This is a genomic window from Acidovorax sp. 94 (genome assembly GCF_003634645.1).
Taxonomy (GTDB): Bacteria; Pseudomonadota; Gammaproteobacteria; order Burkholderiales; family Burkholderiaceae_C; genus Acidovorax; species Acidovorax facilis.
In genome coordinates this window covers 5,051,303-5,076,311 of the sequence record NZ_RBJA01000001.1, presented here as the reverse complement: position 1 = coordinate 5,076,311, position 25,009 = coordinate 5,051,303, and the positions used below count along the sequence as shown (strand labels likewise).

23 protein-coding genes are annotated in these 25,009 nt (G+C 64.1%); 11 read left to right on the top strand and 12 right to left on the bottom strand.

What is annotated here, in order from left to right; all coding sequences use genetic code 11:
- Positions 1-8 precede the first annotated feature (8 nt).
- Together C8C94_RS23320 and C8C94_RS23315 are read left to right on the top strand one after the other, a co-directional pair.
- On the top strand, positions 9-218 hold the full coding sequence (locus tag C8C94_RS23320; protein ID WP_121422413.1) for a lipoprotein: 210 nt from the start codon (positions 9-11) through the stop codon (positions 216-218).
- Positions 219-342: 124 nt separating this feature from the next.
- Positions 343-1,161 (top strand): MBL fold metallo-hydrolase, encoded by an 819-nt coding sequence (locus tag C8C94_RS23315; RefSeq protein WP_121423047.1) that lies wholly within the window; start codon positions 343-345, stop codon positions 1,159-1,161.
- Between the two features lie 100 nt (positions 1,162-1,261).
- Here C8C94_RS23315 and C8C94_RS23310 read toward each other — a convergent pair whose 3' ends face one another.
- The 5 genes from C8C94_RS23310 to C8C94_RS23290 all read right to left on the bottom strand — a co-directional run bounded on the left by C8C94_RS23310 (position 1,262) and on the right by C8C94_RS23290 (position 7,420).
- Entirely contained in the window at positions 1,262-1,915 is a 654-nt protein-coding gene (locus tag C8C94_RS23310; protein ID WP_121422412.1) for a sulfite oxidase heme-binding subunit YedZ, read from the bottom strand.
- Positions 1,916-1,981: 66 nt separating this feature from the next.
- Positions 1,982-2,986 carry a protein-methionine-sulfoxide reductase catalytic subunit MsrP gene (msrP, locus tag C8C94_RS23305; RefSeq protein ID WP_055399284.1) on the bottom strand — a complete coding sequence of 335 codons (1,005 nt, stop codon included), beginning with the start codon at positions 2,984-2,986 and terminating at the stop codon, positions 1,982-1,984.
- A 145-nt stretch (positions 2,987-3,131) separates the two neighbouring features.
- The gene (gene ccsB / locus C8C94_RS23300) at positions 3,132-4,481 is read right to left on the bottom strand and encodes a c-type cytochrome biogenesis protein CcsB (protein WP_121422411.1); all 1,350 of its coding nucleotides are present in this window, start codon (positions 4,479-4,481) and stop codon (positions 3,132-3,134) included.
- Positions 4,478-6,631 (bottom strand): cytochrome c biogenesis protein ResB, encoded by a 2,154-nt coding sequence (locus C8C94_RS23295; protein ID WP_121422410.1) that lies wholly within the window; start codon positions 6,629-6,631, stop codon positions 4,478-4,480. The genes ccsB and C8C94_RS23295 overlap by 4 nt, the downstream gene beginning before the upstream one ends.
- A 159-nt stretch (positions 6,632-6,790) precedes the next feature.
- The gene (locus C8C94_RS23290; protein ID WP_055399289.1) at positions 6,791-7,420 is read right to left on the bottom strand and encodes a cytochrome c; all 630 of its coding nucleotides are present in this window, start codon (positions 7,418-7,420) and stop codon (positions 6,791-6,793) included.
- A 72-nt stretch (positions 7,421-7,492) separates the two neighbouring features.
- On the opposite strand from C8C94_RS23290, the gene yihA reads away from it, so the two are divergent.
- A complete protein-coding gene (gene yihA / locus C8C94_RS23285; protein ID WP_121422409.1) occupies positions 7,493-8,242 on the top strand; it encodes a ribosome biogenesis GTP-binding protein YihA/YsxC in 750 nt (249 codons plus the stop codon).
- A gap of 50 nt (positions 8,243-8,292) precedes the next feature.
- Positions 8,293-9,198, top strand: a complete 906-nt coding sequence (locus C8C94_RS23280; RefSeq protein WP_121422408.1) for an alpha/beta fold hydrolase — start codon at positions 8,293-8,295, stop codon at positions 9,196-9,198.
- 52 nt (positions 9,199-9,250) lie between these two features.
- Here C8C94_RS23280 and C8C94_RS23275 read toward each other — a convergent pair whose 3' ends face one another.
- Both C8C94_RS23275 and C8C94_RS23270 read right to left on the bottom strand, forming a co-directional pair.
- Positions 9,251-10,120, bottom strand: a complete 870-nt coding sequence (locus tag C8C94_RS23275) for a lysophospholipid acyltransferase family protein (RefSeq protein ID WP_121422407.1) — start codon at positions 10,118-10,120, stop codon at positions 9,251-9,253.
- On the bottom strand, positions 10,117-10,971 hold the full coding sequence (locus C8C94_RS23270; RefSeq protein ID WP_121422406.1) for a lysophospholipid acyltransferase family protein: 855 nt from the start codon (positions 10,969-10,971) through the stop codon (positions 10,117-10,119). Before C8C94_RS23270 ends, C8C94_RS23275 begins: the two co-directional genes overlap by 4 nt.
- 132 nt (positions 10,972-11,103) lie before the next feature.
- Between C8C94_RS23270 and metK the strand changes: the two genes are divergently transcribed.
- The 3 genes from metK to C8C94_RS23255 all read left to right on the top strand — a co-directional run bounded on the left by metK (position 11,104) and on the right by C8C94_RS23255 (position 13,262).
- Positions 11,104-12,285, top strand: coding sequence for a methionine adenosyltransferase (gene metK / locus C8C94_RS23265; protein ID WP_056060126.1), 1,182 nt, complete (start codon positions 11,104-11,106; stop codon positions 12,283-12,285).
- A 285-nt stretch (positions 12,286-12,570) separates the two neighbouring features.
- Positions 12,571-12,756 (top strand): DUF1328 domain-containing protein, encoded by a 186-nt coding sequence (locus tag C8C94_RS23260; RefSeq protein WP_121422405.1) that lies wholly within the window; start codon positions 12,571-12,573, stop codon positions 12,754-12,756.
- A gap of 47 nt (positions 12,757-12,803) precedes the next feature.
- Positions 12,804-13,262 (top strand): hemerythrin domain-containing protein, encoded by a 459-nt coding sequence (locus tag C8C94_RS23255; protein WP_121422404.1) that lies wholly within the window; start codon positions 12,804-12,806, stop codon positions 13,260-13,262.
- A gap of 34 nt (positions 13,263-13,296) precedes the next feature.
- Here the strand turns inward: C8C94_RS23255 and C8C94_RS23250 are convergent, their stop codons facing one another.
- Positions 13,297-14,538, bottom strand: coding sequence for a diguanylate cyclase (locus C8C94_RS23250; RefSeq protein WP_055399306.1), 1,242 nt, complete (start codon positions 14,536-14,538; stop codon positions 13,297-13,299).
- A 159-nt stretch (positions 14,539-14,697) separates the two neighbouring features.
- Positions 14,698-15,369 (bottom strand): NUDIX domain-containing protein, encoded by a 672-nt coding sequence (locus C8C94_RS23245; RefSeq protein WP_121422403.1) that lies wholly within the window; start codon positions 15,367-15,369, stop codon positions 14,698-14,700.
- Positions 15,370-15,533: 164 nt separating this feature from the next.
- On the opposite strand from C8C94_RS23245, the gene C8C94_RS23240 reads away from it, so the two are divergent.
- From C8C94_RS23240 to C8C94_RS23225, 4 genes are all read left to right on the top strand, one after another.
- A complete protein-coding gene (locus C8C94_RS23240) occupies positions 15,534-16,391 on the top strand; it encodes a cysteine hydrolase (protein WP_121422402.1) in 858 nt (285 codons plus the stop codon).
- A 46-nt stretch (positions 16,392-16,437) separates the two neighbouring features.
- On the top strand, positions 16,438-17,634 hold the full coding sequence (gene pncB, locus C8C94_RS23235) for a nicotinate phosphoribosyltransferase (protein WP_121422401.1): 1,197 nt from the start codon (positions 16,438-16,440) through the stop codon (positions 17,632-17,634).
- A gap of 145 nt (positions 17,635-17,779) precedes the next feature.
- On the top strand, positions 17,780-19,480 hold the full coding sequence (locus tag C8C94_RS23230; protein WP_121423046.1) for an NAD+ synthase: 1,701 nt from the start codon (positions 17,780-17,782) through the stop codon (positions 19,478-19,480).
- 108 nt (positions 19,481-19,588) lie between these two features.
- Entirely contained in the window at positions 19,589-20,626 is a 1,038-nt protein-coding gene (locus C8C94_RS23225; protein WP_121422400.1) for a bifunctional nicotinamide-nucleotide adenylyltransferase/Nudix hydroxylase, read from the top strand.
- Positions 20,627-20,705: 79 nt separating this feature from the next.
- Here C8C94_RS23225 and C8C94_RS23220 read toward each other — a convergent pair whose 3' ends face one another.
- From C8C94_RS23220 to C8C94_RS23210, 3 genes are all read right to left on the bottom strand, one after another.
- On the bottom strand, positions 20,706-21,962 hold the full coding sequence (locus tag C8C94_RS23220; RefSeq protein WP_121423045.1) for a Zn-dependent hydrolase: 1,257 nt from the start codon (positions 21,960-21,962) through the stop codon (positions 20,706-20,708).
- A gap of 26 nt (positions 21,963-21,988) precedes the next feature.
- Positions 21,989-23,440, bottom strand: coding sequence for a dihydropyrimidinase (gene hydA, locus C8C94_RS23215; RefSeq protein ID WP_121422399.1), 1,452 nt, complete (start codon positions 23,438-23,440; stop codon positions 21,989-21,991).
- 77 nt (positions 23,441-23,517) lie between these two features.
- Positions 23,518-24,975 carry an NCS1 family nucleobase:cation symporter-1 gene (locus C8C94_RS23210; protein ID WP_121422398.1) on the bottom strand — a complete coding sequence of 486 codons (1,458 nt, stop codon included), beginning with the start codon at positions 24,973-24,975 and terminating at the stop codon, positions 23,518-23,520.
- Between the last annotated feature and the right edge of the window lie 34 nt (positions 24,976-25,009).

The following is a 25,009-nucleotide window of genomic DNA, read 5'->3' as shown; positions in this document are numbered from 1 at the left end:
ATTTGCGCATGTTGAAAGCTTCCCAAATTCTAGTCAGGACGCTTGTCCTTGCTGCCAGTGCGGCAGCCCTTGCAGGTTGCGGTCAACGGGGCCCCCTGTATTTGCCCAGCAGTCCGGCAGCTGCGCAGCGTGCGACCCTGCCCCAGACCTTGACCCCCGGCGTCGGTACCGCCAGTCCTGCGCAGCCCCCCGCAGGTGCAGCGTCAGCGCCGCGCTGAAAAGCGGCAGAAGGACCGGGACAACGGTTCTGGCCACCAATACCACCAAGGCACTTGATTTCTATCAAGGACGCCTCAGAGGGTCAATCGTACAGTTCGTGCTTTATTGCACCGCAGGATGGCCATGGCCCTCGAACTCTACCGCGACAAGAACCATGCTTGTCTGATGTTCACCGACCTCATCGAAGAAGACGGTCAGGCCGTTCAGGCCAACCAGTTTCTGATCGTGGACGACGACACCGGCGCCATCATCGACCCCGGTGGCAACCTGGCCTTCAACGAGCTGTTCATGGGGATGACCAAGCACTTCCCACCGCACAAGCTGTCGTACCTGATCGCTTCGCATGCAGACCCAGACATCATTGCCTCGCTGGATCGCTGGATGACCAGCACCAAGGCCGACCTGGTGATCTCACGCGTTTGGGAACGTTTTGCGCCCCACTTCACCAAGGTAGGCAAGACGGAAAATCGCGTCATCGGTGTGCCCGACAGTGGGGGGCATCTGCCCCTGGGCCGCCATGAACTGGTGCTGCTGCCTGCGCACTTCATGCACTCCGAGGGCAACTTTCACTTCTACGACCCGGTCAGCCGCATCCTGTTCACCGGCGACCTGGGGGTGTCGATGATGTCGGGCTCCGAGGCTCGTGTGCCAGTGACCGACCTCAAGGCCCACATCCCGCGCATGGAGGGATTTCACCGCCGCTATATGGTGTCCAACAAGATCCTGCGGCTGTGGGTCCGCATGGCACGGCAACTGGATATCGCCATGCTGGTGCCACAGCATGGCGCGCCCATCATGGGCAAGCAGGCGATCAGCGATTTCTTCAGCTGGATCGAGAACCTCATGTGTGGCATCGACCTGTTTGACGATCGGGCCTACCAGATTCCCACCGGTTACATCGATCCTGTGACCCGGCAGATGCGCGCGGCACCGGCGCGGTAGCCACAGGTCTTGGAATTTCAGGCTAAATTTGCTTCTGGCGCTTTACCATCAAGCGCTAGAAGCTATTATTTATATAGCAAATAATTCTACAAGCACAGCGCTACGACGTGCGGGCGGCTTGGGATGCCTTGGCCCCCGCCGTACCCTGGGTCGGCCGGCGCTTGCGCAGCCAGTGCCACAGCCGCCAGCCCAGCAAAGCTGACAAAACCGCCGCATACACCGCCACCTCGCCAAAATCATTCTTGCCAGCGCGCATCCAGAAGAAGTGCAGGATGGCCAGGCCCGCAACTGCGTATACGCTGCGGTGCAGCGCCTGCCAGCGCTTTGCGCCCAATGCCTTGATCGCGCGGTTGAACGATGTGGCGGCAAGCAGCGTGAGCACCAGCAGCGCCAGAGACCCGACCAGGATGAACGGCCGCTTGATGATGTCGCGCACGATGTCGGTCCCATCAAAACCCATGTCGAACCAGGCGTAGCTCAGCAGGTGCAGCAGGCCGTAGAAAAACACGAACAGGCCCAGCATGCGCCGAAAGCGCGCAAGCTGGGGCGTGGAAGTCACCACGCGCAGCGGCGTAACGGCCAGCACCAGACAGAGCGCGCGCAGCGTCCAGTCACCCGTGGCGCGGATCAGGGCCTCGGCCGGATTGGCGCCCAGCTGATTGGCCGCCGCAGCGTAGACCAGCCACGCCAACGGAAGCAGGCACAGTGCGAAGACCACGGGCTTGGCGGCAGAATGGAGGAAGAGTTTGCGCATGGTGATCCGCGCCCCTCTTCTGCCGCTTTACCTACACGTCAAGCGGAGAAAAAAGGCGAATGAAGATCAGTAGAACTTCTTGAGGTCCATGCCCGCGTACAGCTGCCCCACCTGGGCTTCATAGCCGTTGAACATGAGCGTCTTGCGCTTTTTGGCAAACAGGCCATCTTCGCCAATGCGTCGCTCGGTGGCCTGGCTCCAGCGAGGGTGGTCCACCTCAGGGTTCACGTTTGAGTAAAAGCCGTATTCCTGCTTGGCCGCCTTGTTCCATGCCGTGCCGGGTTCTTTCTCGACAAAGCGAATCTTGACAATGCTTTTGGCGCTCTTGAAGCCGTACTTCCACGGCACCACCAGGCGAACAGGCGCCCCGTTCTGGTTGGGCAGCACTTCGCCATACATGCCAAAAGCCAGCAGTGTGAGAGGGTTCATTGCCTCGTCCATGCGCAGGCCTTCCACATAGGGCCAGTCGAGCACGCGCGATCCGACAAAAGGCATGGTTGCCTTGTCGGCCAGCGTCACAAATTCCACATACTTGGCGCTGCCCTGGGGCTCCACGCGCTTGATCAGTTCGGCCAGCGAATAACCCACCCAGGGGATGACCATGGACCAGCCTTCCACGCAGCGCAGGCGGTAGATGCGCTCCTCCTGCGCGCTGAGCTTGATCAGGTCTTCGATGCCGTATTTACCCGGCTTCTTGACCAGGCCTTCCACTTCCACCGTCCAGGGCGTGGTCTTGAGTGTGTGGGCGTTGCGCGCGGGGTCGGCCTTGTCGGTGCCGAATTCGTAGAAGTTGTTGTAGGTGCTCGCGTCTTTGTAGTCAGTGAGCTTTTCCATCGTGACCGCACCCGCCACGGTGGACTTGGCACCCGCCAGCGCAGCCAGCTTGTTGGGCCGCACCACCTGCGCCTGCTGCGCCAGCGCCTCGCGGCCTGCCCAGGCCGCCATCGCGGCACCTGCAGCGCCGCCCGCCATGAGCTTGAGCATCTGGCGCCGGTCTTCGTAGACCGCGCGGGGTGTGATTTCGGAGGAGTGGGGGTGGTTGAAACCCGAATCGCGCGAAGGGATCAGCATGGAGAGGCTCCGGTCATGGTCTGGTGGAAACAGCTGCAGCAGTAGAGCAGCACAACTGTTAGTTCGTTCCCTAGACCGCGCAGGTTACACCGAAGACGCAATAGTTGTCGGCCCCACCCCGATGCCCGACTGAGCCCTCACCCCATCACAGCGTGCCGTAGCTGTGCAAACCGCTCAGGAACATGTTCACCCCCAGAAACGCGAACGTGGTCACCGCCAGGCCCACCAGCGCCCACCAGGCCGACACGGTGCCGCGCAGCCCCTTCATCAGTCGCATGTGCAGCCAGGCGGCGTAGTTGAGCCAGACAATCAGCGCCCAGGTTTCCTTCGGGTCCCAGCTCCAGTAGCCGCCCCAGGCCTCGGCCGCCCACAGCGCGCCGAGCACGGTAGCAATGGTGAAGAACGCAAAGCCCACGGCGATGGACTTGTACATCACGTCGTCCAGGATCTCAAACGAGGGGAGGCGCGCCGCGATGCGCTTGCGGCCCAGCAGGATGCCAGCCACGATGAAAGCCGAAATGCCGAAGTACACCATCCAGTAGCTGCCACCGTTCTCGGTCGCGCCCTGGCGGAACACGATGGGTTCGAAACACAGCACCACGCCCAGCAGCCAGAGCGGCGCCAGCTTGTACCAGCGCGTTTCAGTGGCCTGCTGCTTGATCAGGTAGGCAAAGGCCACCATGGCGGCCAGCGCAAACGTGCCGTAGCCGATGAAGTTGGCGGGCACATGCAGCTTCATCCACCAGCTTTTGAGAGCGGGCACCAGGGGTTGGATCTCGTGCGCCTCGCGCACCACGGTGTACCAGAGCAGGAAGCCCACGGCGGCACTGACCACCAGCATCACAAAGCCGCCCAACGCGCGCGTGTCGTATTGCTGTTCGTAATACAGGTAGAACGCCGCCGTCATCCAGCAGAACAGCACGAACACTTCGTACAGATTGCTCACCGGGATGTGCCCGATGTCTGGGCCGATGAGGTAGCTCTCGTACCAACGCACCAGCGTGCCGATGAGCGCCATGGCAACGGCCACCCAGGCGATGCGCGAGCCCAGCATGCTCATGGTGCGGCCCTCGCCGCGCGAGAACATGCCCACCCAGTAAAACGCCGTGCTGATGAAAAACAGCATGCTCATCCACAGGATGGCGGACTGGCTCGACAGGAAATACTTGAGGCCGAACACCGTATCGGCCCGCGCCAGACTACCCGCACCGTCTTGCTGGTACAGGCCGATGGCCAACAGCGCCACCGCAGCCACGATCAGCATCAGCGCGCGCAAGGGGCGCCAGAACCAGCCCAGCCAGATCGTGCACGGAATGGCACCCAGCAAAATACCTTTCTCGTAGACGTCCATGAAGGCGCCGTAGCGCTGCAACGCATACAGCCCGCCCACGGCCACGATGGCGGCAAACAGCCAGTCGAACCAGTTGCGGCGGGCAAAAAAACCCTCGTTCAGGGTGATCGTGGTGGCCGTGGAGGAAGAAGTCGCGGTATTCATGCGGTGCCTTCGCGGGGCGATGCCCCGATCAGTTTTTGTGCGAGCTGGACAAACTCCTGGTCGCCGTCCATGGTCTTGCGGTTGGTGGACAGGGCCATGGTGGCGTGGGTACGCCCGTCCTGTGGCGCCACCCAGACCCAGACGCGCCGTTCGCGCACGTAGAGCATGGCAAAAACGCCCAGGATCAGCAAGGCACATCCCAGATAGACAACATTCTTGCCAGGGGCTCGCGCCACCTGGAAAACACTGGCCTGTACCTGGGTGAAGTCCTTGAGTTCAAACGCCAGCGGTGCGGGGTAGATCTGCGCGTCACTGAGCGAGAGCACGGCCTGCGTCATGAAACCCTGCGTCTGATCGTCCTGCGGAAGCGGCGGCAGGCCCGCACGCTGGCGCGACAACTGCGCCACCTCGAACAGCGTGCCGTTCAAAATGCGCACCAGCACCTCACCCGCCCGCGCGCGCTCGGCCTCGGGCACGTTGGCCTCCATGAAGTCGGACACAGCCTGCAGGCCACCAGTGGGCTTGCCATCGACCATGCCCTGGCCCGCGAACAGGGCCAAGGCCCGCAGTGCAGACTGCTGCAGCTGCTCGGCCAGATCCGGGCGCGAGGTGTCGATCGCCTGCGCCACATAGCGGCGCACGGCCTGCTCGCGCGCTGAGGGGTCGGCCAGGGTGGCCTTCATGCGAACGAAGCCGTCCATGCTGCCCTTGTCATCGGCTGGCACCCGCAGGTACCGGAATGGCTCTGCAGGGGTTTCGCGCACGCCCAGCAGAAACACCGGCACGCCGTCGCCCGTGTCCACAGGCAGCATGTAGTTGTGGAACTCACGCGCCTGGCCCGCTGCGTCCCGAAGCTTGTAACTCACGCTCGGGCCCACGTTGCGCAGTTCTTTTTTGGTGACGGTCTTGTTGGCAGCGCCCAGGCGGGATTCCACCGACTCGCGCAGGTCCACCTTGCGCACATCCACACCACTGCCACCGGGGCCTGCACCCCCGAAGTTCTCGACATTGATGGTACGCAGTGCTGTGAACTCCAGCGTCAGCGTCTCGCTGCCCGGGCCGCCACCGTTGTTGGTCAGCTGGGTGGAATTGCCGACCACTCCTTCGACCTCAATGGGCTTGGCGCCTGCCACCATGGGCACGCCGCGCAGCTTGAGGTGCGAGCCGCCGTCGTCAAAACTCGACTGGTAGATCTCGATGCCTTTGTAGCTGGCCGGGTGGTTCACCTCCACACGCGCGGGCGTCTTCTCGCCCGTGGCCTTGTCGTGGATGATGATCTCGCTGGCAAACAGCTTGGGCATGCCGGTGGAGTAGTGCTCCACGATGAACTTCTTGAGCTCGATGGCAAACGGCAGGTCCTGCAGCAGCACGCCGTCGGACTGATTCAGGATGGCTGTACTCGACTGTGTGCCCTCAGCCACCAGCAGGTTGCCCCGAAAGGTGGGGTTGCGCTCGGAAAGCCGGTGCTCGGGCTTCACATCGGCAATCAGGCCGCCGCCCTGGTACGGTGTCTTGCCCCCCAGCAACATCTGGGCGCGCACGATGAGATCTCCGTCCAGCAGACCGCCCACACACACCAGCACGATGGCGCTGTGCGCGGCGATGTAGCCCAGCTTGTTGGCAGCACCCGCCTTGGCCGCCACCATCCAGCCAGTGCCGGGGCCAGAGGTGGTGTCGCGCTGCTGCAGGCGCACCTTCCATCCGCCACCGGCCAGCAGGGTGCCAATGCGGCGCGCCTCGACCTCGGCAGAGCCGCTAAGCGTTGCCTCGGCCTTGTGGTGAAAAGCCTTCAGGCTTTGTTCGCGGATGTTTTCCTTGTAGACCTTGAGGTCGATGAGGATCTTGGGTGTATTGCGGGCGATGCACAGCGATGTGCTGATCACCAGAAACGCCAGGATCAGCAAGAACCACCAGGCGCTGTAGACCGCATTGAGCTGGATGGCGCCAAACAACTCCGCCCAGAAAGGACCGAACTGGTTGACGTAGTTGACCGCCGGCTCGTGCTGCTTGAGCACCGTGCCGATCACCGAGGCAATGCAGATCACCGTCAGCAGCGAGATCGCGAACCGCATAGAGGACAGCAGCTCGATCCCGGCGCGCCAGGCCTGGGAACCAGACTGGATGCGAAGGCCTTGGGTGTTATCGGACATGGATGAAAAAGAAAGGAGACGGCGAGGAGGCGCGAGAGAAGGAAAGAAAAAGGGCGGGACCATCTGTGCGATGGGCCCGCCCGTTTTGGGATTGTTATTGGCGGTAGGTTCCGTGCAACCCGGTCTAGCGGGCCACAAGATTGACGAAAATCAAGTCAATCAGCGCAGGCCAGCGATGTAGTCCGCCACGGCCTTGATTTCCTTGTCGTTCAGCTTGGCCGCCACCTGCGTCATCTGGGTGCTGTTGGCACGCGAGCCATCGCGGAAGGTGTTGAGCTGGGCCACGGTGTAGTCAGCGTGCTGACCCGACAGGCGGGGGTACTGGGCAGGGATGCCTGCGCCATTGGGGCTGTGGCAGCCAGCGCAGGCAGCGATCTGGCGGTCGGCGATGCCGCCACGGTAGATGCGCTCCCCCAGGGAGACCAGGTTCTTGTCCTTGGCGAAACCGGGTTTGGCCGCCTTGGAAGCCACCCAGTACGAAATGTTCTTCATGTCCTCGTCCGACAGCGCGGTGGCGAAACCCTTCATGATGGCGTTGTTGCGCTTGCCGGACTTGAATTCCTGCAACTGCTTGACCAGGTATTCGGGGTGTTGCTGCGACAGCTTGGGGTTGGCCGCAATGGCCGAATTGCCATCGGCGCCGTGGCAGGCAGCACACACTGCGGTGTAGCTGGCCTCGCCTTTGACGAGATCCGGCTTGGCCGCTTTGGGGGCATCGCCCGCCGCATAGGCCGAAAAAACAGGTGCTGCCAGTGCGGCAGCCGTCAGCAAAGAGGCGAGCAACTTCATATCGAGGGTCTGTGTTTATGTGCGCAAAACCTCGCGATTCTACAATGAGGCTCCCAAGCCTCCCAATATTCCATGACGACCTCTTCCACCGCGCCAGTTGCTGGCTCCCTTCCGCCCGCTCCCGACGCCAAGATCGCCATGGGCTGGATGCACACCGCCAGGTTCCTGACCACTGCCGCCCAGCTGCACCACCTGCCGCCCATCCATGTGCCCGAGATCGCTTTTGTGGGCCGCTCCAACGCGGGCAAATCCACCTGCATCAACACGCTCACGCAGCAAAAGCAGCTGGCCTTCGCCTCCAAACGGCCCGGGCGCACACAGCACATCAACCTTTTCTCGCTGGGCAAGCACGGCGCGACCGATGCGGTGCTGGCGGATCTGCCCGGCTACGGCTACGCCAAGGTGTCGCGGTCCGACAAGGTGCGTTGGCAGCAGGTAATGGTCAATTACCTGGTGAGCCGCCCTGGGCTCACCGGCATCGTCTTGCTGTGTGACCCCCGGCTCGGATTGACCGAGCTGGACGAGGCCTTGCTTGAAGTGCTGCGACCACGGGTCGAAGAAGGCCTGAAATTCCTGATCGTGCTGACCAAGGCGGACAAGCTCACACGCTCGGAGCAAGCCAAGATCCTGTCGATTACGCGACTGAACGCGGCCGGCGGAGAGGTGATGATGTTCTCGGCCCTCAAGAAACAAGGCGTGGACGAGGTGGCACAGCTGCTGTGGCAGTGGGCGCACCCGGTGCAAGCCTCGGGCGACGCAGCCCCTGCCCCCGCCGTTGAGCCCCCAGAGCTCGGTGATTCTGAGGATATTCAGTCAAATTAGGCCCTAGCGCTTATCCATCAAGCGCTACCAGCTATTAAATGCATAGCGCCATGATCCAGACCGTCTCCGCTCCCCTGCCCCACGGAACCACCCTGCACTGCCGCGTAAGCGGCGTGGCGGGCCGCCCAGTGCTGCTGTTTTTGCACGGCTTCCCCGAGGGCGCCTTCATCTGGGATGAGCTGCTGCTGCACTTTTCCCGCCCCGAAAACGGTGGCTACCACTGCGTGGCGCCCTACCTGCGCGGGTTTGGCCCCTCCAGCAGCCCCGCCGAAGTGGATGCCTACCGTGCCAAGCATCTGGTGCAGGACCTGATGGCGCTGATTGCCCACGAATGCCCCGGCGGCGCGCTGGAATGCCTGGTGGCGCACGACTGGGGTGGCGCCGTGGCCTGGAACCTGGCCAACCAGCAGCCGCAGCTCATGAAGCGGCTGGCCATCATCAACTCCCCCCACCCTGGCGCCTTTGTGCGGGAGCTGGCACACAACACTGCGCAGCAGGCGGGCAGCCAGTACATGCACTTCCTGTGCAGGCCTGATGCCGAGGCCCTGCTGGCCGAGGACGACTTTCGCCGCCTGTTCGCATTTTTCAACGCCCCAGACGGCAGCGCACCCACGTGGCTGACCGAGAGCGTGCGCGCCCAGTACCGCGCGCTGTGGCAGCAGGGCCTGACGGGTGCCTGCAACTACTACCGCGCCAGCCCCCTGCGCCCACCCCGCGATGGTGACCCGGGCGCGCAGGCCATCACCCTGCCCGAATCCATGTTGACGGTGACGGTGCCCACGCTGGTCCTGTGGGGCATGGACGACCCGGCCCTGCTGCCCGGCCTGCTCGACGGCCTGCCGGGCTGGGTGCCGCAGCTGCAGCTGCGGCAGGTGGAGAAAGCCTCGCACTGGATAGTGCACGAGCATCCCGAGCGCGTGGCCCTGGAATTGCAGCGATTTTTGCAATCAAAATGATAGCTGCCAGCGCTTGACAGATAAGCGCTAGATGCTGATTTGACTCAAATTTTCAGGCGTAAAAAGACGGTTCGCCTTCGGGCCGTGTCTTGAAACGCTTGTGCACCCAGTAGTACTGCTCGGGCATGGTGTTGATGACGGCCTGCAGCTCGTGGTTCATGCGCAGGGTGTCGGCCTCGGCGTCGTCTGTGGGGTAGTTGGCCCAGGCGGGCGAGACCTCGGCCACGTAGCCTGTGGGCGTCATGCGCGAATACACGCCCACCACCTTGGCGCGCCCCAGCCGCGCAAACCGCGACAGCGACGGGATGGTGGCCGCCGTCACGCCGTAGAACGGCACAAACACCGAATCATTGCGCCCGTAGTCCATGTCGGGCAGCAGGTACAGCAGGCCGCCCTTGCGCAGGTTGGCGATGATGGGTTTGACGCCGTCCGAGCGGTTGAGCATGCGCACGTCACCAAAACGCTGGCGCCCGGCCATGAACCAGCCATCCACCGCCGGATCGGGGTGGGTGGCAAAAATGGACGTGAACGCTCGGCCCGAATGCAGCGGCAGCGCCAGGCCACCCGCATCCATGCCGTAGAAGTGCGGCGCAAACAGGATGGTGGGGGTGTCGCCGTCGAGCTCGTGCACGGCGCCTTTGAGTTGCACGCGCCGCTCGACCACCTCGCGGGGCGCTGCCCAGAGCCAGCTGCGGTCCAGCCAGGTCTGGCAGAACACCACAAAACTGGCGCGCGCCACGGCGCGGCGGCGCGCCTCGGTCCAGTCCGGAAAACACAACTCCAGGTTGCGCAGCGCCACCTTGCGCCGGGGCGCCACCAGCACAAAGGCCACCTGCCCCAGCAGCCAACCCATGCCGCGCAGCACGGGCAGCGGCAGGTGCGCAAGCACCCGCATGAACCACACACCCAGGCGGCCGGTCATACGGCAGCTCCCGCAGCAGGCGCTGCCTCGGCGCGCGGCTGCTTGTAGCGGGCATAGCCCCACAGGTATTGCTCGGGGCACTGGCGGATAAGGTGTTCCATGGCCTGGTTGATCTGCACAACGGCAACGTCCAACTGGTCCGACAGCGGTTGCGCCAGCGGCTCGAAATGGGTGACAAAACCACGGCCCCAGGACAGCCGCTCGCAGCGCACCAGCACCACGGCGGCACCCGTCTGCTGCGCCAGGCGCACGGCCAGGGTCATGGTGTAGGCATCGCGGCCAAAAAACGGAGCCCAAAGGCCCTGCCCGTCCGGCGGGACCTGGTCGGGCAGCAGGCCCACGGCCTCACCCCGGCGCAGGGCCTTGATCATCTGGCGCACACCCGCCAGCGTGGTGGGCACGGCCAGCATGCCGGGCCGGTTGCGTGCGGTCTCCATCACCTTGGCCAGCCAAGCCTGGCGCGCGGGGCGGTACAGCACGGTGATGGGGCCGCGCTCCGCGCTCCAGCGCCGGGCCGCTGCCTGGGCCGACAGCTCGAAACACCCCTGGTGCGGCGTGAGGTACAAAATGCCGCGCCCGGCCGCATACGCCTGCTCCACACAGGCCTCGCCTTCGATGCGGCAGGGCAGCGGCGCCCCCAGCCACAGGCGCGGCAGCTCGGCCACCATACGGCCGGCATGGGCCACAGCGGCACGCACGTCGCCCAACGAATACCCTGCCAGGGCCGAATTGGCCAGAAAGCGACGCCGGTACGTGGGCGACGCACAAAACGCAATCCACCCCATGGCCGCGCCCATGATGTGCAGCAACCACAGTGGAAATACGGAAAAGAATCGAAAGACGACTGGCATTAAAATGACGGGGTCGCTGAGTTAAATGAGCAACTTGCAGGGCGACGTTAAAAAAATCTGCTAAAGCGTTCGCCAGATCTCCTTCGGGGTGAGGGCAACGCCCAAAATGCCGGAACACAGGAGTTTATTCAAATGGCGAACGACTTTCTCTTTACCTCGGAATCCGTCTCTGAAGGTCACCCCGACAAGGTGGCCGATCAGATCTCGGACGCGATTCTCGATGCGATCTTCAAGCAAGACCCCCGCAGCCGCGTTGCCGCGGAAACGCTGACCAACACTGGCCTCGTCGTGCTGGCGGGCGAGATCACCACCAACGCCCACGTGGACTACATCCAGGTGGCGCGCGACACCATCAAGCGCATCGGATACGACAACACCGACTACGGCATCGACTACAAAGGCTGCGCCGTGCTGGTGGCCTATGACAAGCAGTCCAACGACATCGCCCAGGGCGTGGACCACGCGAGCGACGACCACCTGAACACCGGCGCTGGCGACCAGGGCCTGATGTTCGGCTACGCCTGCGACGAAACGCCCGAGCTGATGCCCGCGCCCATCTACTACGCGCACCGCCTCGTCGAGCGCCAGGCCCAGCTGCGCAAGGACGGCCGCCTGCCGTTCCTGCGCCCCGATGCCAAGTCGCAAGTGACGATGCGCTACGTGGACGGCAAGCCCCACAGCATCGACACCGTGGTGCTCTCCACCCAGCACCACCCCGACCAGAGCGAAACGCAAACCAAGATGAAGGCCTCGTTCACCGAAGCCATCATCGAAGAGATCATCAAGCCCGTGCTGCCCAAGGAATGGCTGCAGAACACGCGCTACCTGATCAACCCCACGGGCCGCTTTGTCATCGGCGGTCCACAAGGTGACTGTGGCCTGACCGGCCGCAAGATCATCGTGGACACCTACGGCGGTGCCTGCCCCCACGGTGGCGGCGCGTTCAGCGGCAAGGACCCAACGAAGGTGGACCGCTCCGCCGCTTACGCAGCCCGCTACGTGGCCAAGAACATCGTGGCCGCAGGCCTGGCGCGCCAGTGCCAGATCCAGGTGGCGTATGCCATCGGCGTGGCCGAGCCCATGAACATCACGGTCTACACAGAAGGCACGGGCGTGGTGTCGGACGAGCGTCTTGCAGCGCTGGTGCGTGAGCATTTCGACCTGCGCCCCAAGGGCATCATCCAGATGCTGGACCTGCTGCGTCCCATCTATGAGAAGACCGCAGCCTACGGCCACTTCGGCCGCGAAGAGCCCGAATTCAGCTGGGAAAAGACGGACAAGGCTGCTGCGCTGCGCGCAGCAGCAGGGCTGTAAGCCCTACGCGCATCGCACGGCTTTCCGTACGTGGACGAGAAGCTCATATCGCGTCAGCGATGTGAGCGCAGACCAAAAGACCGTCAGAGCCGTCCCACCTCCAAAGCCGCAACGCTCCGCGTTGCGGCTTTTCTTTTGACGCTTCACCACTGCCCGCCAGCGGCCCTCTCCTACACCCACCGCCCGCCCGCACTGACGGCGCTGCCGACGGCCCCTCGGTATCGTTCCTGCACACCCTTTCGCAGCCCCGCGCTGCCTGAACATCCACTGCAAGGAGCGACCACCATGCTGAAGTACGCCATCATTTTTGCCCTGATCTCCCTGGTCGCCGGTGCCCTGGGATTCAGCGGAGTCGCCGCAGGCGCGGCGGGCATCGCCAAGGTGCTGTTTGTGCTGTTCCTGGTGATTGCCGTGGTGTTTGTGGTGCTGGCCGTCATCGGCGTGGGTGCCGCGCGCAAGGTACTCGAGTAGCCCACCGCACCTTTGTCACAGCCCCACATTCCCCACACCACCGCATCATGACCGACACCACCAATATCTTTGAAGCCCTGCGCGAGAGCCACGAACGCCAACGAGCGCTGTACGCCGCACTCACCGACACCAGCGGAGACACCCCCGAGCGGCGCGAGCTGTTTGACCAGCTCAAGCAGGAACTGACGGCCCATGAGCGGGCTGAGGAACGGCATTTTTATATTCCGCTGATGGCGCACGACGCGGGCATCGACCTGTCCCGCCACGCCATTTCAGAGCACCACCAGCTCGATGAACTGCTGGAGTCGCTGGAAGAGGCCGACCCGGCGAGCCCCAGCTGGCTGCCGCTGGCCAAGAAACTGGCGGAGAAGGTGGAGCACCACCTCAAGGAAGAAGAACACCGCTTCTTCCAGATGGCCGGCAAGCTGCTGACGGAGAAGCAAAAAACCGCGCTGGCGGCGGACTATCGGGCTGACTATGAGGAGGCCAAGGCCGCCATGGCCTGAGCGTGCCTGGCTCGGCCCGGAGACACGCAAGGGGTCATACGGACTCTTCGGCCTGCACCACGCAGTTGCGACCGCTGGACTTGGCCTTGTACAGCGCCGTGTCCGCGCGCTTGATCAGGGCGTGGCTGTCTTCCTTGTGGTCCCAGGTGGCCACGCCAAAACTGGCGCTGACATGGCCCACCGCGTCGAACGGCACGCCTGCAATGCGCGCGCGCACCGCCTCGGCCATGGCCATGGCGGCATCCACCGGGGTTTCCTTGAGCAGGATGATGAACTCCTCGCCCCCGAAACGCGCAGCGCAGTCGGACGACCGCAGAAGTTCGCGCACGCGCAGCGCCGTGCTCTTGAGCACCACATCGCCCGAATCATGCCCAAAGGTATCGTTGATGCGTTTGAAAAAGTCGATGTCAAACATCACCACCGACAGACTGCCCTTCTTGATGCGGGTGTCGGCCATCTCGGTCTCCAGCCTCTCAAAGAAGCGGCGGCGGTTGACCAGGTCCGTCAGGAAGTCCTTGGTGGCCAGGTCTTCCAGCTTGCGGTTGAGCCGCGCCATGGGCTCGATCACCAGCGACGACAGCGACAGGTTGAGCCCGACGAAAAGCAGCACAAAACTACCCACCAGCGCCGCCATCACCGTGTTGAAGGTCTGACGCGCCTTCTCCAGCGGGAAGTACATCGGCACCTTCACCACCTGGATGCCCACCGTCTCGTTCATGCCCCAGCCAAAGCCGTTCTTGTCGCCATAGACCTTGAGCATGGTGGGCGGCGCCACGGCCGGTGTGCTGTGACAGGCCATGCATTGCGCCTGCTTGATGGTGATGGGGCGGGCCACGTACATGGCGCGGTGCATGCCCTCGCCCACCTCGCCGGTGACCTCTTTCTTGAGGTCGGCCCGGCCTTCGCGGAAGTCGCTGATGATGCGCTCCTCCCACTCGTTGGCACGGTCGCGCAGGTTGGTGGGGTTGAGCACCGCCTCCTTGTACTCATAGCCCGGAAACCGGTTCTGCAGGCGGCGCAGGGTTTCGGTGGCCGCATAGGCAGGCACCGTCTGCGGCAGGAATTTCTCGGCCAGCGTCACGTCCAGGTGGGGCTTGACCAGCTCTGTCGTGTAGTCGCGGATCGCCATGGCCGCGTGCATCATGATCTGCGAGTTGTGCTGCACCTCCTCGATGGCCGACTGCTGCAGAAAGCGGTGCACATAAACTCCCGCCCCCGCCGCTGCCACCAGCAGCACGGCCGCCAGCACCAGGTTGAATTTGAGCCGCAAAGACATGGATTTCCCTCAGGTGCCAGCGTTGTGCCGGCTTGTTGTTGGTGGTGCAACGGCAGCCACCCTGGCCCGCGCGACGCACCCACCGTTCGTGGGACACAAAGTTTGCGTTTGTGCCAGATTTCCGTGCGGCGGTCCAATAGTTTGTGCGCTAAGCCCGCGCTACAGCCCGCGCGCGCTCAGCGACAGATTGCGCCGGTAGGCCGGGCGCACCCGGTACAGCTGCGCGGGCCGGTGGGCGCCGCCGCCTTGCAGCGCTCCCGGCACCGGCTCCAGCATGGCCAACTCGTCCATCTTGCGGCGAAAACTCACCTTGTTGACCGGCTCGCCCAGCACCGCCTCGTACACAGCCTGCAGCTGCGGCAGCGTGAACGGCTCGGCGCACAGGTGCACCGGCATGGACGAATACTGGCTTTTGCTGCGCACGCGGGCCACGGCGGCATCGACCATGGCACGGTGGTCAAAAGGCAGCGCAGGCAATTCGGCCACGGGTACCAGCGTGAGCGGTGCCTGCTCCAGCACCTCAGGCGGCACCAGGGCACAGTAAGCGACGGCCAGCGACCAGCCCCGGGGGTCGCGCACCGGGCCGGAGAAGGTGGCCAACTGCTCCAGGTACGGGCTCTGCAAGCCCGCCTTGTCGCGCAGCACCCGGGCCGCGCTGGCCTGGGCATCGGCATCTTCTTGCGCATGGATGTAGCCACCCGGCAGCGCCAGAGCCCCGGCAAACGGCGCGCGCTCACGGCGCAACAGGGCCACTTGCAACGCCCCTTGCTGCAAGGTCAGCAACACCACATCGACGGTACAGATCACAGTGGGCAAAGCGGATTCGGTCATGCGCCGAGTTTGTCACAAGCATGAACAAACCGGCACCCAGATCGAGAACCACATTCCCTGGCGCAAATTCTTTGAGACCACTACGAAACAAGTGCTTTCAACTTAGTTAGTTCATTTTTTTTACTAACAAGATTACACTGCATCCAACAACCCAGGAGAAGACCATGCCCCGCAACATCCAGCTGCTGGTGATTGACCCGCAAAACGACTTTTGCGACCTGCCCATGGCCTGGCAACCCACCGATGTACTGACCGGCCAACGCACCGCACCCGCCCTGCCCGTGGCCGGTGCCCATGCCGACATGCAGCGCCTGGCCCAGTTCATCCGCAACCAGGGCGACCAGCTTGATGGGATCACCGTTACGCTCGATTCGCACCAGCACTTTGATATCGCCCACCCTGGCTTCTGGCAGACCGGCGCGGGTGCCGATGTGGCGCCCTTCACCCCCATCACCGCCGCCCAGGTGCGCGCAGGCGACTACACACCGCGCAATACCACGGCCCTGCCCCGCACCCTGCGGTATCTGGACGCACTCGAAGCCCAGGGTCGCTATACGCTGATGGTGTGGCCGGTGCACTGCGAGGTGGGCAGCTGGGGCCATGGCGTGCACGCCGATGTACTGGCCGCCTGCGGGGCCTGGCAGCTCCAGCGCCAGCGCGCGGTGCGCAATGTGTTCAAGGGCACCAACCCCTGGACGGAACACTACAGCGCCATCGAGGCCGAGGTGCCCGACGCGGACGACGAAAGCACCGCGCTGAACACCGCCCTGCTGCAGTCACTGGGCCAGGCCGATGTGCTGCTGATTGCGGGCGAGGCCAGCAGCCACTGCGTGCGCTCGACCACCGAACACATCGTGCGGCACCTGCCCCGCCTGTCGCCCGGCTGGCAAGCCAGCCGCATCGTGCTGCTGACCGACGGGATGAGCCCCGTGGGCGGCTTCGAGGCGCAACACCGGGCGTTTCTGGACGCCATGCGCACAGCCGGTGCACAGCTCGCCAATATGAATGAAATCAGGCTCTAGCGCTTATCCATAAAGCGCTATTAGCTACCAATTTTGGAGCAACACCATGAACCCCGTCATCACCAGCCTGCTCGACACCGACCTCTACAAGTTCACGATGTGGCAGGCGCTGCTGCACCGCCACCCACAAACACAAAGCGAATACCGCTTTGTGTGCCGCAACACCCCGGCCTACCCGCTGGCCGAGCTGCTGCCCGAGGTGAACGCCGCGCTGGACCACCTGTGCAGCCTGCGCTTCACGCCCGAAGAGCTGGCCTATGTGGGCAGCCTGCGCTACATCAAGAGCGACTTTGTGGACTTCCTGCGCATCTTCCAGTTCCAGCGCAGTTTCATCAGCGCCTGGGCCGAGGGCGAGCAACTGCACATCGTGGCGCAAGGCCCACAGGTGCATGTGATGGGGTTTGAGATCTTCGTGCTGGCCATCGTGAATGAGCTGTACTTTCGCCGTTTTGACGCGGCCCAGGCCCTCACCAGCGGCCGTGCACGGCTGGCCGCCAAAGTGCATCAGCTGCAGGACCTGGCCCGGCAGGCCACGCTGCGCCACCCTTTCGAGCTGTTCGACTTTGGCCTGCGCCGCCGCTACAGCGGCGCCTGGCAGCGCGAGGTGGTGCAGACCGTTGCGCAGCAAGCTCCGCAGTGGTTCAAGGGCACCAGCAACGTGCTGCTGGCGCGCGATTTGAACCTCGTGCCCATCGGCACCATGGCGCACGAGTATTTGCAGACCTACCAGGCCCTGGGCGTGCGGCTGCGCGACTTCCAAAAGGCCGCACTCGAAGACTGGGTGCAGGAATACCGGGGCGACCTGGGCATTGCGCTGACCGACACCGTGGGCATGGACGCCTTTCTCGCTGACTTTGACCTGTACTTCGCCAAGCTGTTCGACGGCCTGCGCCACGACTCCGGCGACCCGGTGGCCTGGGGCGAAAAAGCCCTCGCGCACTACACCCGGCTGCGCATCGACGCACACACCAAGCGGCTGGTGTTCTCGGACGGACTCGACCTGGAACGCGCCCTCATGCTGTACCGCCACTTTGGCGACCGCACACAGCTCGGCTTTGGCATTGGAACGAATCTCACCAACGACATGGGCGACGCACCGGAGATGCGACCGCTCAACATCGTGATGAAGCTGGTGCGCGCCAACGGACAACCTGTGGCGAAACTCTCAGACACGCCCGGCAAGACGCTGTGCGACGATGAAACCTACCTGGCCTACCTGCGTCAGGTTTTCAACGTTGCATAAGAAGCCCCCCCCTGAGTCGCTTCGCGCCTTCCCCCCAGGGGGACGACGCCCTCGCTGCGGGGCGGCCCTTGCTCGGCGTCCCTGACGTAGGCTGCGCCAGTGTCGGCGGCTACCGACGAACTTGAACCTTAGGATGAATGACACCATGCTCCGCATCACCATCGCCCAACTCAACTTCACCGTCGGTGACATCGAAGGCAACGTGGCCCGCATGGTGGCCGCCGCGCAGCAGGCGGCGCGCGAACAGGCCGACCTCGTCGTGTTCAGCGAGCTGTCGCTGTGCGGCTACTACCCCGGCGACATGCTGGAGGAAACCGGCTTTCAGCAACGCATCGAGGCCGGCATCTCCGCGTTACAACAGGCCTCTGCTGAATTACCCCAGCTGCACTGGGTGTTGGGCGCACCCACACCCGCGCGCGGCCCCGGCAAGCGCTTGCACAACAGCCTGCTGGTGCTGCAAGGCGGGGCCGTGCGCCTGCAATACGCCAAGCAGCTGCTGCCCACGTACAACATCTTTGACGAGCGCCGCCACTTCGAGCCCGGACCAGACGTGGCCAAGGTGCTGCGCATCGGCAGCACGCAGGTGGGCCTGCTGATCTGCGAAGACGGCTGGAACGACCACGGCGCCGACTACGCCACCAACCCTTTCGAGCGCATGCGCGACGCCGCGCCCGACCTGGTGGTGAGCATCAACGCCAGTCCCAGCCACACCGGCAAACGCGAGCAGCGTCACCAGATCTTTGCCGACGCCGCGCGCCGCCACGGCCTGCCGATCCTGTACGTGAACCAAATCGGTGGGCATGACCAGGTGGTGTACGACGGCGCATCGTTCGCGGCCGAGCCCGATGCGGGTGTCGTCTTTGAAGCGCAGCGGTTTGTGGAAGACGTGTGCACGCTCCAGTTCGCCAACGGGCATTTTCTGAGCGCTGAAGGCGCACGCCCCGCCCCCGTGCCCGCACAGGGTCTGCCCACCATGGACTTCTACCGCCAGCAGATCGTGCTGGGCCTGCGTGACTACGCACGGCGCTGCGGCTTTACGCAGGTGGTGGTGGGCAGCTCGGGCGGCATCGACAGCGCGCTGACGCTCGCCTTGGCCGTGGAAGCGCTGGGTGCGGACAACGTGGTCGGCATCACCATGCCCTCGCGCTACTCCAGCAGCGGCTCGGTCGATGACTCGGTGGCGCTGTGCGACAACCTGGGCGTGCAGCTCTTCACACACCCGATTGCCGAGCTGGTGGCGGGCTACGCGCAGCAGTTCGAGGCCAGCTTTGGCAAACCGTTGGTGGGCCTGCCGCTCGAGAATCTGCAGGCGCGCATTCGCGGAACGGTGCTGATGGAATACTCCAACGCCTTCGGCCACCTGCTGCTCACCACGGGCAACAAGAGTGAAATCTCGGTAGGCTATTGCACGCTGTATGGCGACACCAATGGCGGCCTGGGCCTGATTGGCGACCTCTACAAGACGGAGGTGTTTGCCCTGTCGCGCCACGTCAACGAACACGCCGGGCGCGCGCTGATTCCGCAGGCCATCATCGACAAGGAACCCTCTGCCGAGCTGGCACCCGGCCAGCGCGATGTGGACAGCCTGCCGCCCTACCCCGTGCTCGACGAAGTGCTCAAGCTGCTGATCGAAGGCGACCGCCTTTCTGCCGCGGAGCACCAGGCGGCGCAGAATTTTGTGGCCCAGCTGCAAACCGACGACGCGGGCCGCGCCCTGGTGCAGCGCGTGCGCATGATGGTGGCGCGCAACGAATACAAGCGCCGTCAGGCCCCGCCCATCGTGCGCGTGCGGGCACGGGCCTTTGGCAGTGGGCGGCAGATGCCGATTGCTGCGCGGTATGTGTAATACGGCTCCAGGGTAAAATTACTACCAAAAAGATAGCTTCTAGCGCTTTACAGATAAGCGCTAGAAGCCAAAAACACTTAAAAATCACCCGATAACGACTGGAGACACATGGTCGATACCGCCATCTACATCGGGCGTTTTGAACCCGTGCACAACGGCCACATGGCGCTGCTGCAGCGCGCGCTCGACAGCGCGCAGCAGGTCATCGTGGTGGTGGGCTCGGCCTGGCAGGCGCGCTCGCCCAAGAACCCCTTCACCTGGCCAGAGCGCGAGGCCATGCTGCGCAATGCGTTGCCCGAGGCCGACCGCAGCCGCATGGTGGTCCTACCCATGCGCGACTACTACAACGAGGCGGTCTGGGTGCAGGCCGTGCGCCAGGGCGTGGCGCGGCTGACGACACCCGGTGCGCGGATCGGTCTGGTGGGCCACTTCAAGGACGCCACCAGCGGCTACCTGAGCGCGTTCCCGGGCTGGGAGCTGATCCATGTGGAGCGCCAGGGCCCCATCGACGCCACCGCCATCCGCGACGCCTGGTTTGGCGCCACACCCGACACGGTGCAGTCTGCTCTCGCCCCCCTGGCCGACCAGATGCCTGCCAGCACCCTGGCCACGCTGACCGAGTTTGCGCAGACCCCGCACTACCTGGCGCTGCAGCAGGAGTGGCAGATGCTGCGCGGCTACCGCCAGGCCTGGGCCGCCGCGCCCTACCCACCCGTCTTCGTGACGGTGGACGCGGTGCTGCGCTGCCAGGACCATGTGCTGCTGATCCGCCGCGCACACGCACCCGGCAAGGGCCAGCTGGCCGTGCCCGGTGGCTTCATCGAACAGCGCGAAACGGTGTGGCAGTCCTGCCTGCGCGAACTGGTGGAAGAAACCCACTGCCACCTGCCCGAGGCCACCATGCGCGCCGCGCTGCAGTCCGTGGCCGTGTTCGACCACCCCGACCGCAGCCAGCGTGGCCGCACCATCACGCATGCGCACTACTTTGATTTGGGAGATGCGCAGTTTCCAAACGTGCAAGCAGACGACGACGCGCTGCAGGTGCAGTGGACACGCATCGACCAGCTGGCGGGGATGGAAGAGGAATTCTTTGAAGACCACTTCCACATGCTGGACCACTTCCTGGGGTTGACGGAGCTGCACTGACAACGTGCAGCCAGACTTCAAGCCAGAACAGCCTCTAGCGCTTATCCAATAAGCGCATAAAGCTATTATTTGAATAGCATCAAGTCCCAGCCCTCTCCAGCATGGCATGCAGCAGCACGTTGCAGCCCGCCTCGATGTGCTCGGGCTTGGCGTCCTCGATCTCGTTATGGCTGATACCGTCCTTGCAGGGGATGAAGATCATGCCGCTGGGTGCGAGCTTGGCCATGTACACCGCATCGTGCCCCGCACCCGAGACAGCGGGCATGTGGCTGTAGCCCAGCTTGGCGGCTGCGCGGCCTACGGCCTCCACACACTCGGGCTGGAAGAGTTGCGCGGGATAGCTGGACACCATTTCGATATGAACCTGCACACCGTGCTCTTGGGCCACCTGGTCGGCAAAGGCCTTGACCTCAGCGGCCATGGCATCCACCAGTGCGTCGGTGCTGTTGCGCAGGTCGATGCTGAACTTGACCCGGCCGGGGATGACGTTGCGGCTGTTGGGGAACACCTGCACCATGCCCACGGTGCCGCGCCCGTGCGGCGGGTGGCGGTGGGCGGCAGCGACTACGTCTTGCATGATGCGTGTGGCGGCCAGCATCGCGTCCTTGCGCAGGGCCATGGGCGTGGGGCCTGCGTGGGCTTCCATGCCGGTCACGGTGCAGTCAAACCAGCGGATGCCCAGCACGCCGCTGACCACGCCGATGGTCTTGTCGTTGTCTTCCAGCACGGGGCCTTGTTCGATGTGGGTTTCGAAGTAGGCGCCGATGGGGTGGTCTCCCGGTTCCTGGTCTCCGATGTAGCCGATGCGCTCCAGCTCGCCCTTCACCGTCTTGCCTTCGGTGTCGGTGGCGGCGTAGGCGTGCTCCAGCGTGAAGGCCTTGGCGAACACGCCCGAGCCCATCATCACGGGCACAAAGCGGCTGCCTTCTTCATTGGTCCAGAACGCGACTTCGATGGGGGCCTCGGTCTCGATGCCGTGGTCGTTGAGCGTGCGCACCACCTCGATGCCAGCCAGCACGCCGTAGTTGCCGTCGAACTTGCCGCCGGTGGGCTGGGTGTCGATGTGGCTGCCGGTCATGATGGGTGGCAGGCTGTTGTTGCGCCCGGGGCGGCGCATGAAGCCGTTGCCGATCTTGTCGATGGTGACGGTCATGCCAGCTTCTCGTGCCCAGCGGGTGACCAAATCACGACCCTGCTTGTCCAGGTCGGTGAGGGTAAGGCGGCAGACGCCGCCCTTGGGCGTGGCGCCGATCTGCGCCAGCTCCATGAGTGACGCCCACAGGCGATCGCCGTTGATGCGCAGGTTCTCGATGTCGGTCTTCACTTTGGTGTCCATGGTGTTCTCCGGATGCATTGCGGCGGTCAGCGCGCAACGGCGGTAGGGGCCAGGTCCTGTGCACGCTTTTGCACGGCCTGGAAGTTGGCGCCAAACGCCGGGCGCTTGATGTAGCGGCCCTTGCCTTGTTCAGCCCGAAGGTCACCGTTGGCAAACACCACACGGCCCTGGCTGATGGTGTGGCTGGGGATGCCGCGCACGGTGCGGCCTTCAAAGATGTTGAAGTCGCCCTTGCTGAACTGCGTCTTGGCCGAGAAGGTCTTGGTGCCTTGCGGGTCCCACAGCACCAAATCAGCATCGGCACCTTCGCCGATGTAGCCCTTGCGCGGATAGATATTGAACAGCTTGGCCGCGTTGGCCGAGGTGATGGCCACGAACTCGCTGGGCGTGAGGCGCCCAGTGTTCACGCCACCATCCCACAGCGCGGCCATGCGCTCTTCCACGCCGCCGGTGCCGTTGGGGATCTTGGCGAAGTTCTCCTTGCCCATGGCCTTTTGCGCGGCGCAGAAAGTGCAATGGTCTGTGGCCGTGGTGTGCAGCTGGCCCGATTGCAGGCCGCGCCACAGCGCCTCCTGGTGGCCCTTGGGGCGGAAGGGCGGGCTCATCACATAGGCGGCGGCCTTGGCAAAGTCGGGGTCGCGGTAGACGCTGTCATCCACCAGCAGGTGGCCGGCCAGCACCTCGCCGTACACGCGCTGGCCGCGCGCGCGGGCGCGGGCAATGGCGTCGGCCGATTCCATGCAGCTCACGTGGACCACGTAGATCGGCACGCCCAGCACATCGGCAATGGCAATGGCGCGGTTGGCGGCCTCGGCCTCGACCATGGGCGGGCGCGACAGCGGGTGGCCCTCGGGGCCGGTGATGCCCATCTTGGCGACCTCCTGCTGCAGCAGGTACACCAGCTCGCCGTTCTCAGCATGCACCGTGGGCATGGCCCCGAGTTCGAGCGCGCGCTTGAAGCTGTTCACCAGGGTTTCGTCGTCGCACATGATGGCGTTCTTGTAGGCCATGAAGTGCTTGAAGCTGTTCACGCCCTCTTCCTGCACCAGCGTGCCCATGTCGGCGCGCACCTGCTCGCTCCACCAGGTGATGGCGACGTGGAAGGAATAGTCGGCGGCCGATTTCTCCGCCCAGCCGCGCCACTTGCGATAAGCATCCAGGATGGGCTCTTGCGGATCGGGGATCACGAAGTCGATGATGCTCGTGGTGCCGCCGGCCAGCGCGGCGGCCGTGCCAGTGAAAAAGTCGTCCATGGTGACGGTGCCCATGAACGGCAATTGCATGTGCGTGTGCGGGTCGATGCCGCCGGGCAGCACGTACTGTCCGCTGGCGTCCAGCGTCTCTGCGCCCGCCGGGGCTTGCGCCGCAGCCCCATCCCCCACAGCCACGATGCGGCCATCGACGCACAACACATCGGCGCGCTGTTCACGGTCGGCGTTGACCACGGTACCACCGCGGATCACAAGGGCTTGGGTCATGGGGGTCTCCTTCAAGGATGCGGATCAGATCAAAAAAAGGCCCTGCACTGGCACCAGGCCCAGGCAGGGCCAAGGGGTCACTTTTTCTTGGCAGTCAGGTAGTAGTAGGTGCCGGCCACGGCCAGGCTGAAGAACCAGCCAAAGTCAAACAGCGCGAGCAGCAGGCCGGGCACATCCTCTTTGTCGATCACGCCCGACACGGCTAGGTAGCCCGGCAGGCAGGGCAGCACGCCCAGCGCAAAGGCAATCAGCGCCTGCACGTTCCAGCCATTGCTGTACTCGTATTCGCCGCCACGGCGGTACAGGTCGTCCACCTTCAGCTCGCTCTTGCGCACCAGGTAGTAGTCCACCAGCAGGATGCCCGCGATGGCGCCCAGCAGCGTGCCGTAGCCGCCCAGCCAGGTGAACAGGTAGCCGCCCGAGGTGGCCAGCAGCTTCCAGGGCATGAACACCAGGCCAATCAGCGCAGCGATCAGGCCGCCCATGCGGAAGCTGATCTTGGACGGCGCGACCTGGCTGAAGTCATACGACGGCGACACCAGGTTGGCGGCGACGTTGGTGGTCAGGTTGGCCAGCAGGATCACCAGCAGGCCCACGCCCGCAGCCACGCTGCCCATTTGCGTGAGCAAGCCGTCGGGGAACAACTGTGCCTTGCCATACAGGATGGCCGATGCCGAGAAGCCAATCACACCCACCATGGAGAACAGCGCCATGGGGATTGGCAGGCCAATGGCCTGGCCCATGACCTGGTCCTTCTGCGACTTGGCAAAGCGCGTGAAGTCCGGGATGTTGAGCGCAAGCGTAGCCCAGAAGCCGACAAGGCCCGTCAGCGCCGCCCAGGTCTTGGGGCCACCCTCGACCACCTTGGCAGGCAGGTTGAAGAGCTGGCCCGAAGGCACCTTCATCATCAGCACCACGACGAGCACGATGGACGCAATGATCATCAGCGGCGCGGCGATCACTTCGAGCTTGCGGATGGACTCTGGGCCCTTCCAGATGAAGTAGATGTGCACTGCCCAGAACGCGAGGAAACACATGAACTGCGAGGTGCTGATGGTCTGCCCCTCCGCCGGACCCGCGAGCCCCATGCCCAGGATGTTCAGGAAGCCATGCAGCGCCAGCGCGCCGAAATAGCAGTTGATGGAGAACCAGCCACACGCCACCAGGCCCCGCAGCACAGCGGGCAGGTTGGCGCCTTTGACGCCGAACGAAGCACGTGCCAGCACGGGGAACGGCACACCATATTTGGGCCCCACGCGGCCGATCAGCACCATGGGCACGAGCACGATGCAGTTGGCCAGGAACACCAGCCACACCGCCATCTGCCAGGTGAAGCCCTGGTCCAGCATGGAGCTCGCCATGGTGTAGGTGGGCACACACACGACCATGCCCACCCAGAGTGCGGAGAAGTCTTTCCAGGTCCAGTGTCGCTGCGCGGCGGTGGTGGGGAGCAGATCTTCATTGGCGAGCGTGTTGGAGGCTCCGCCGGGCATTAGCCCCGCCACGTGGGCAGCGCTGCCGGTACTGTTGGTCATGCCTGTACTCCTGTCAAAGACGTCGTTGGGGTTG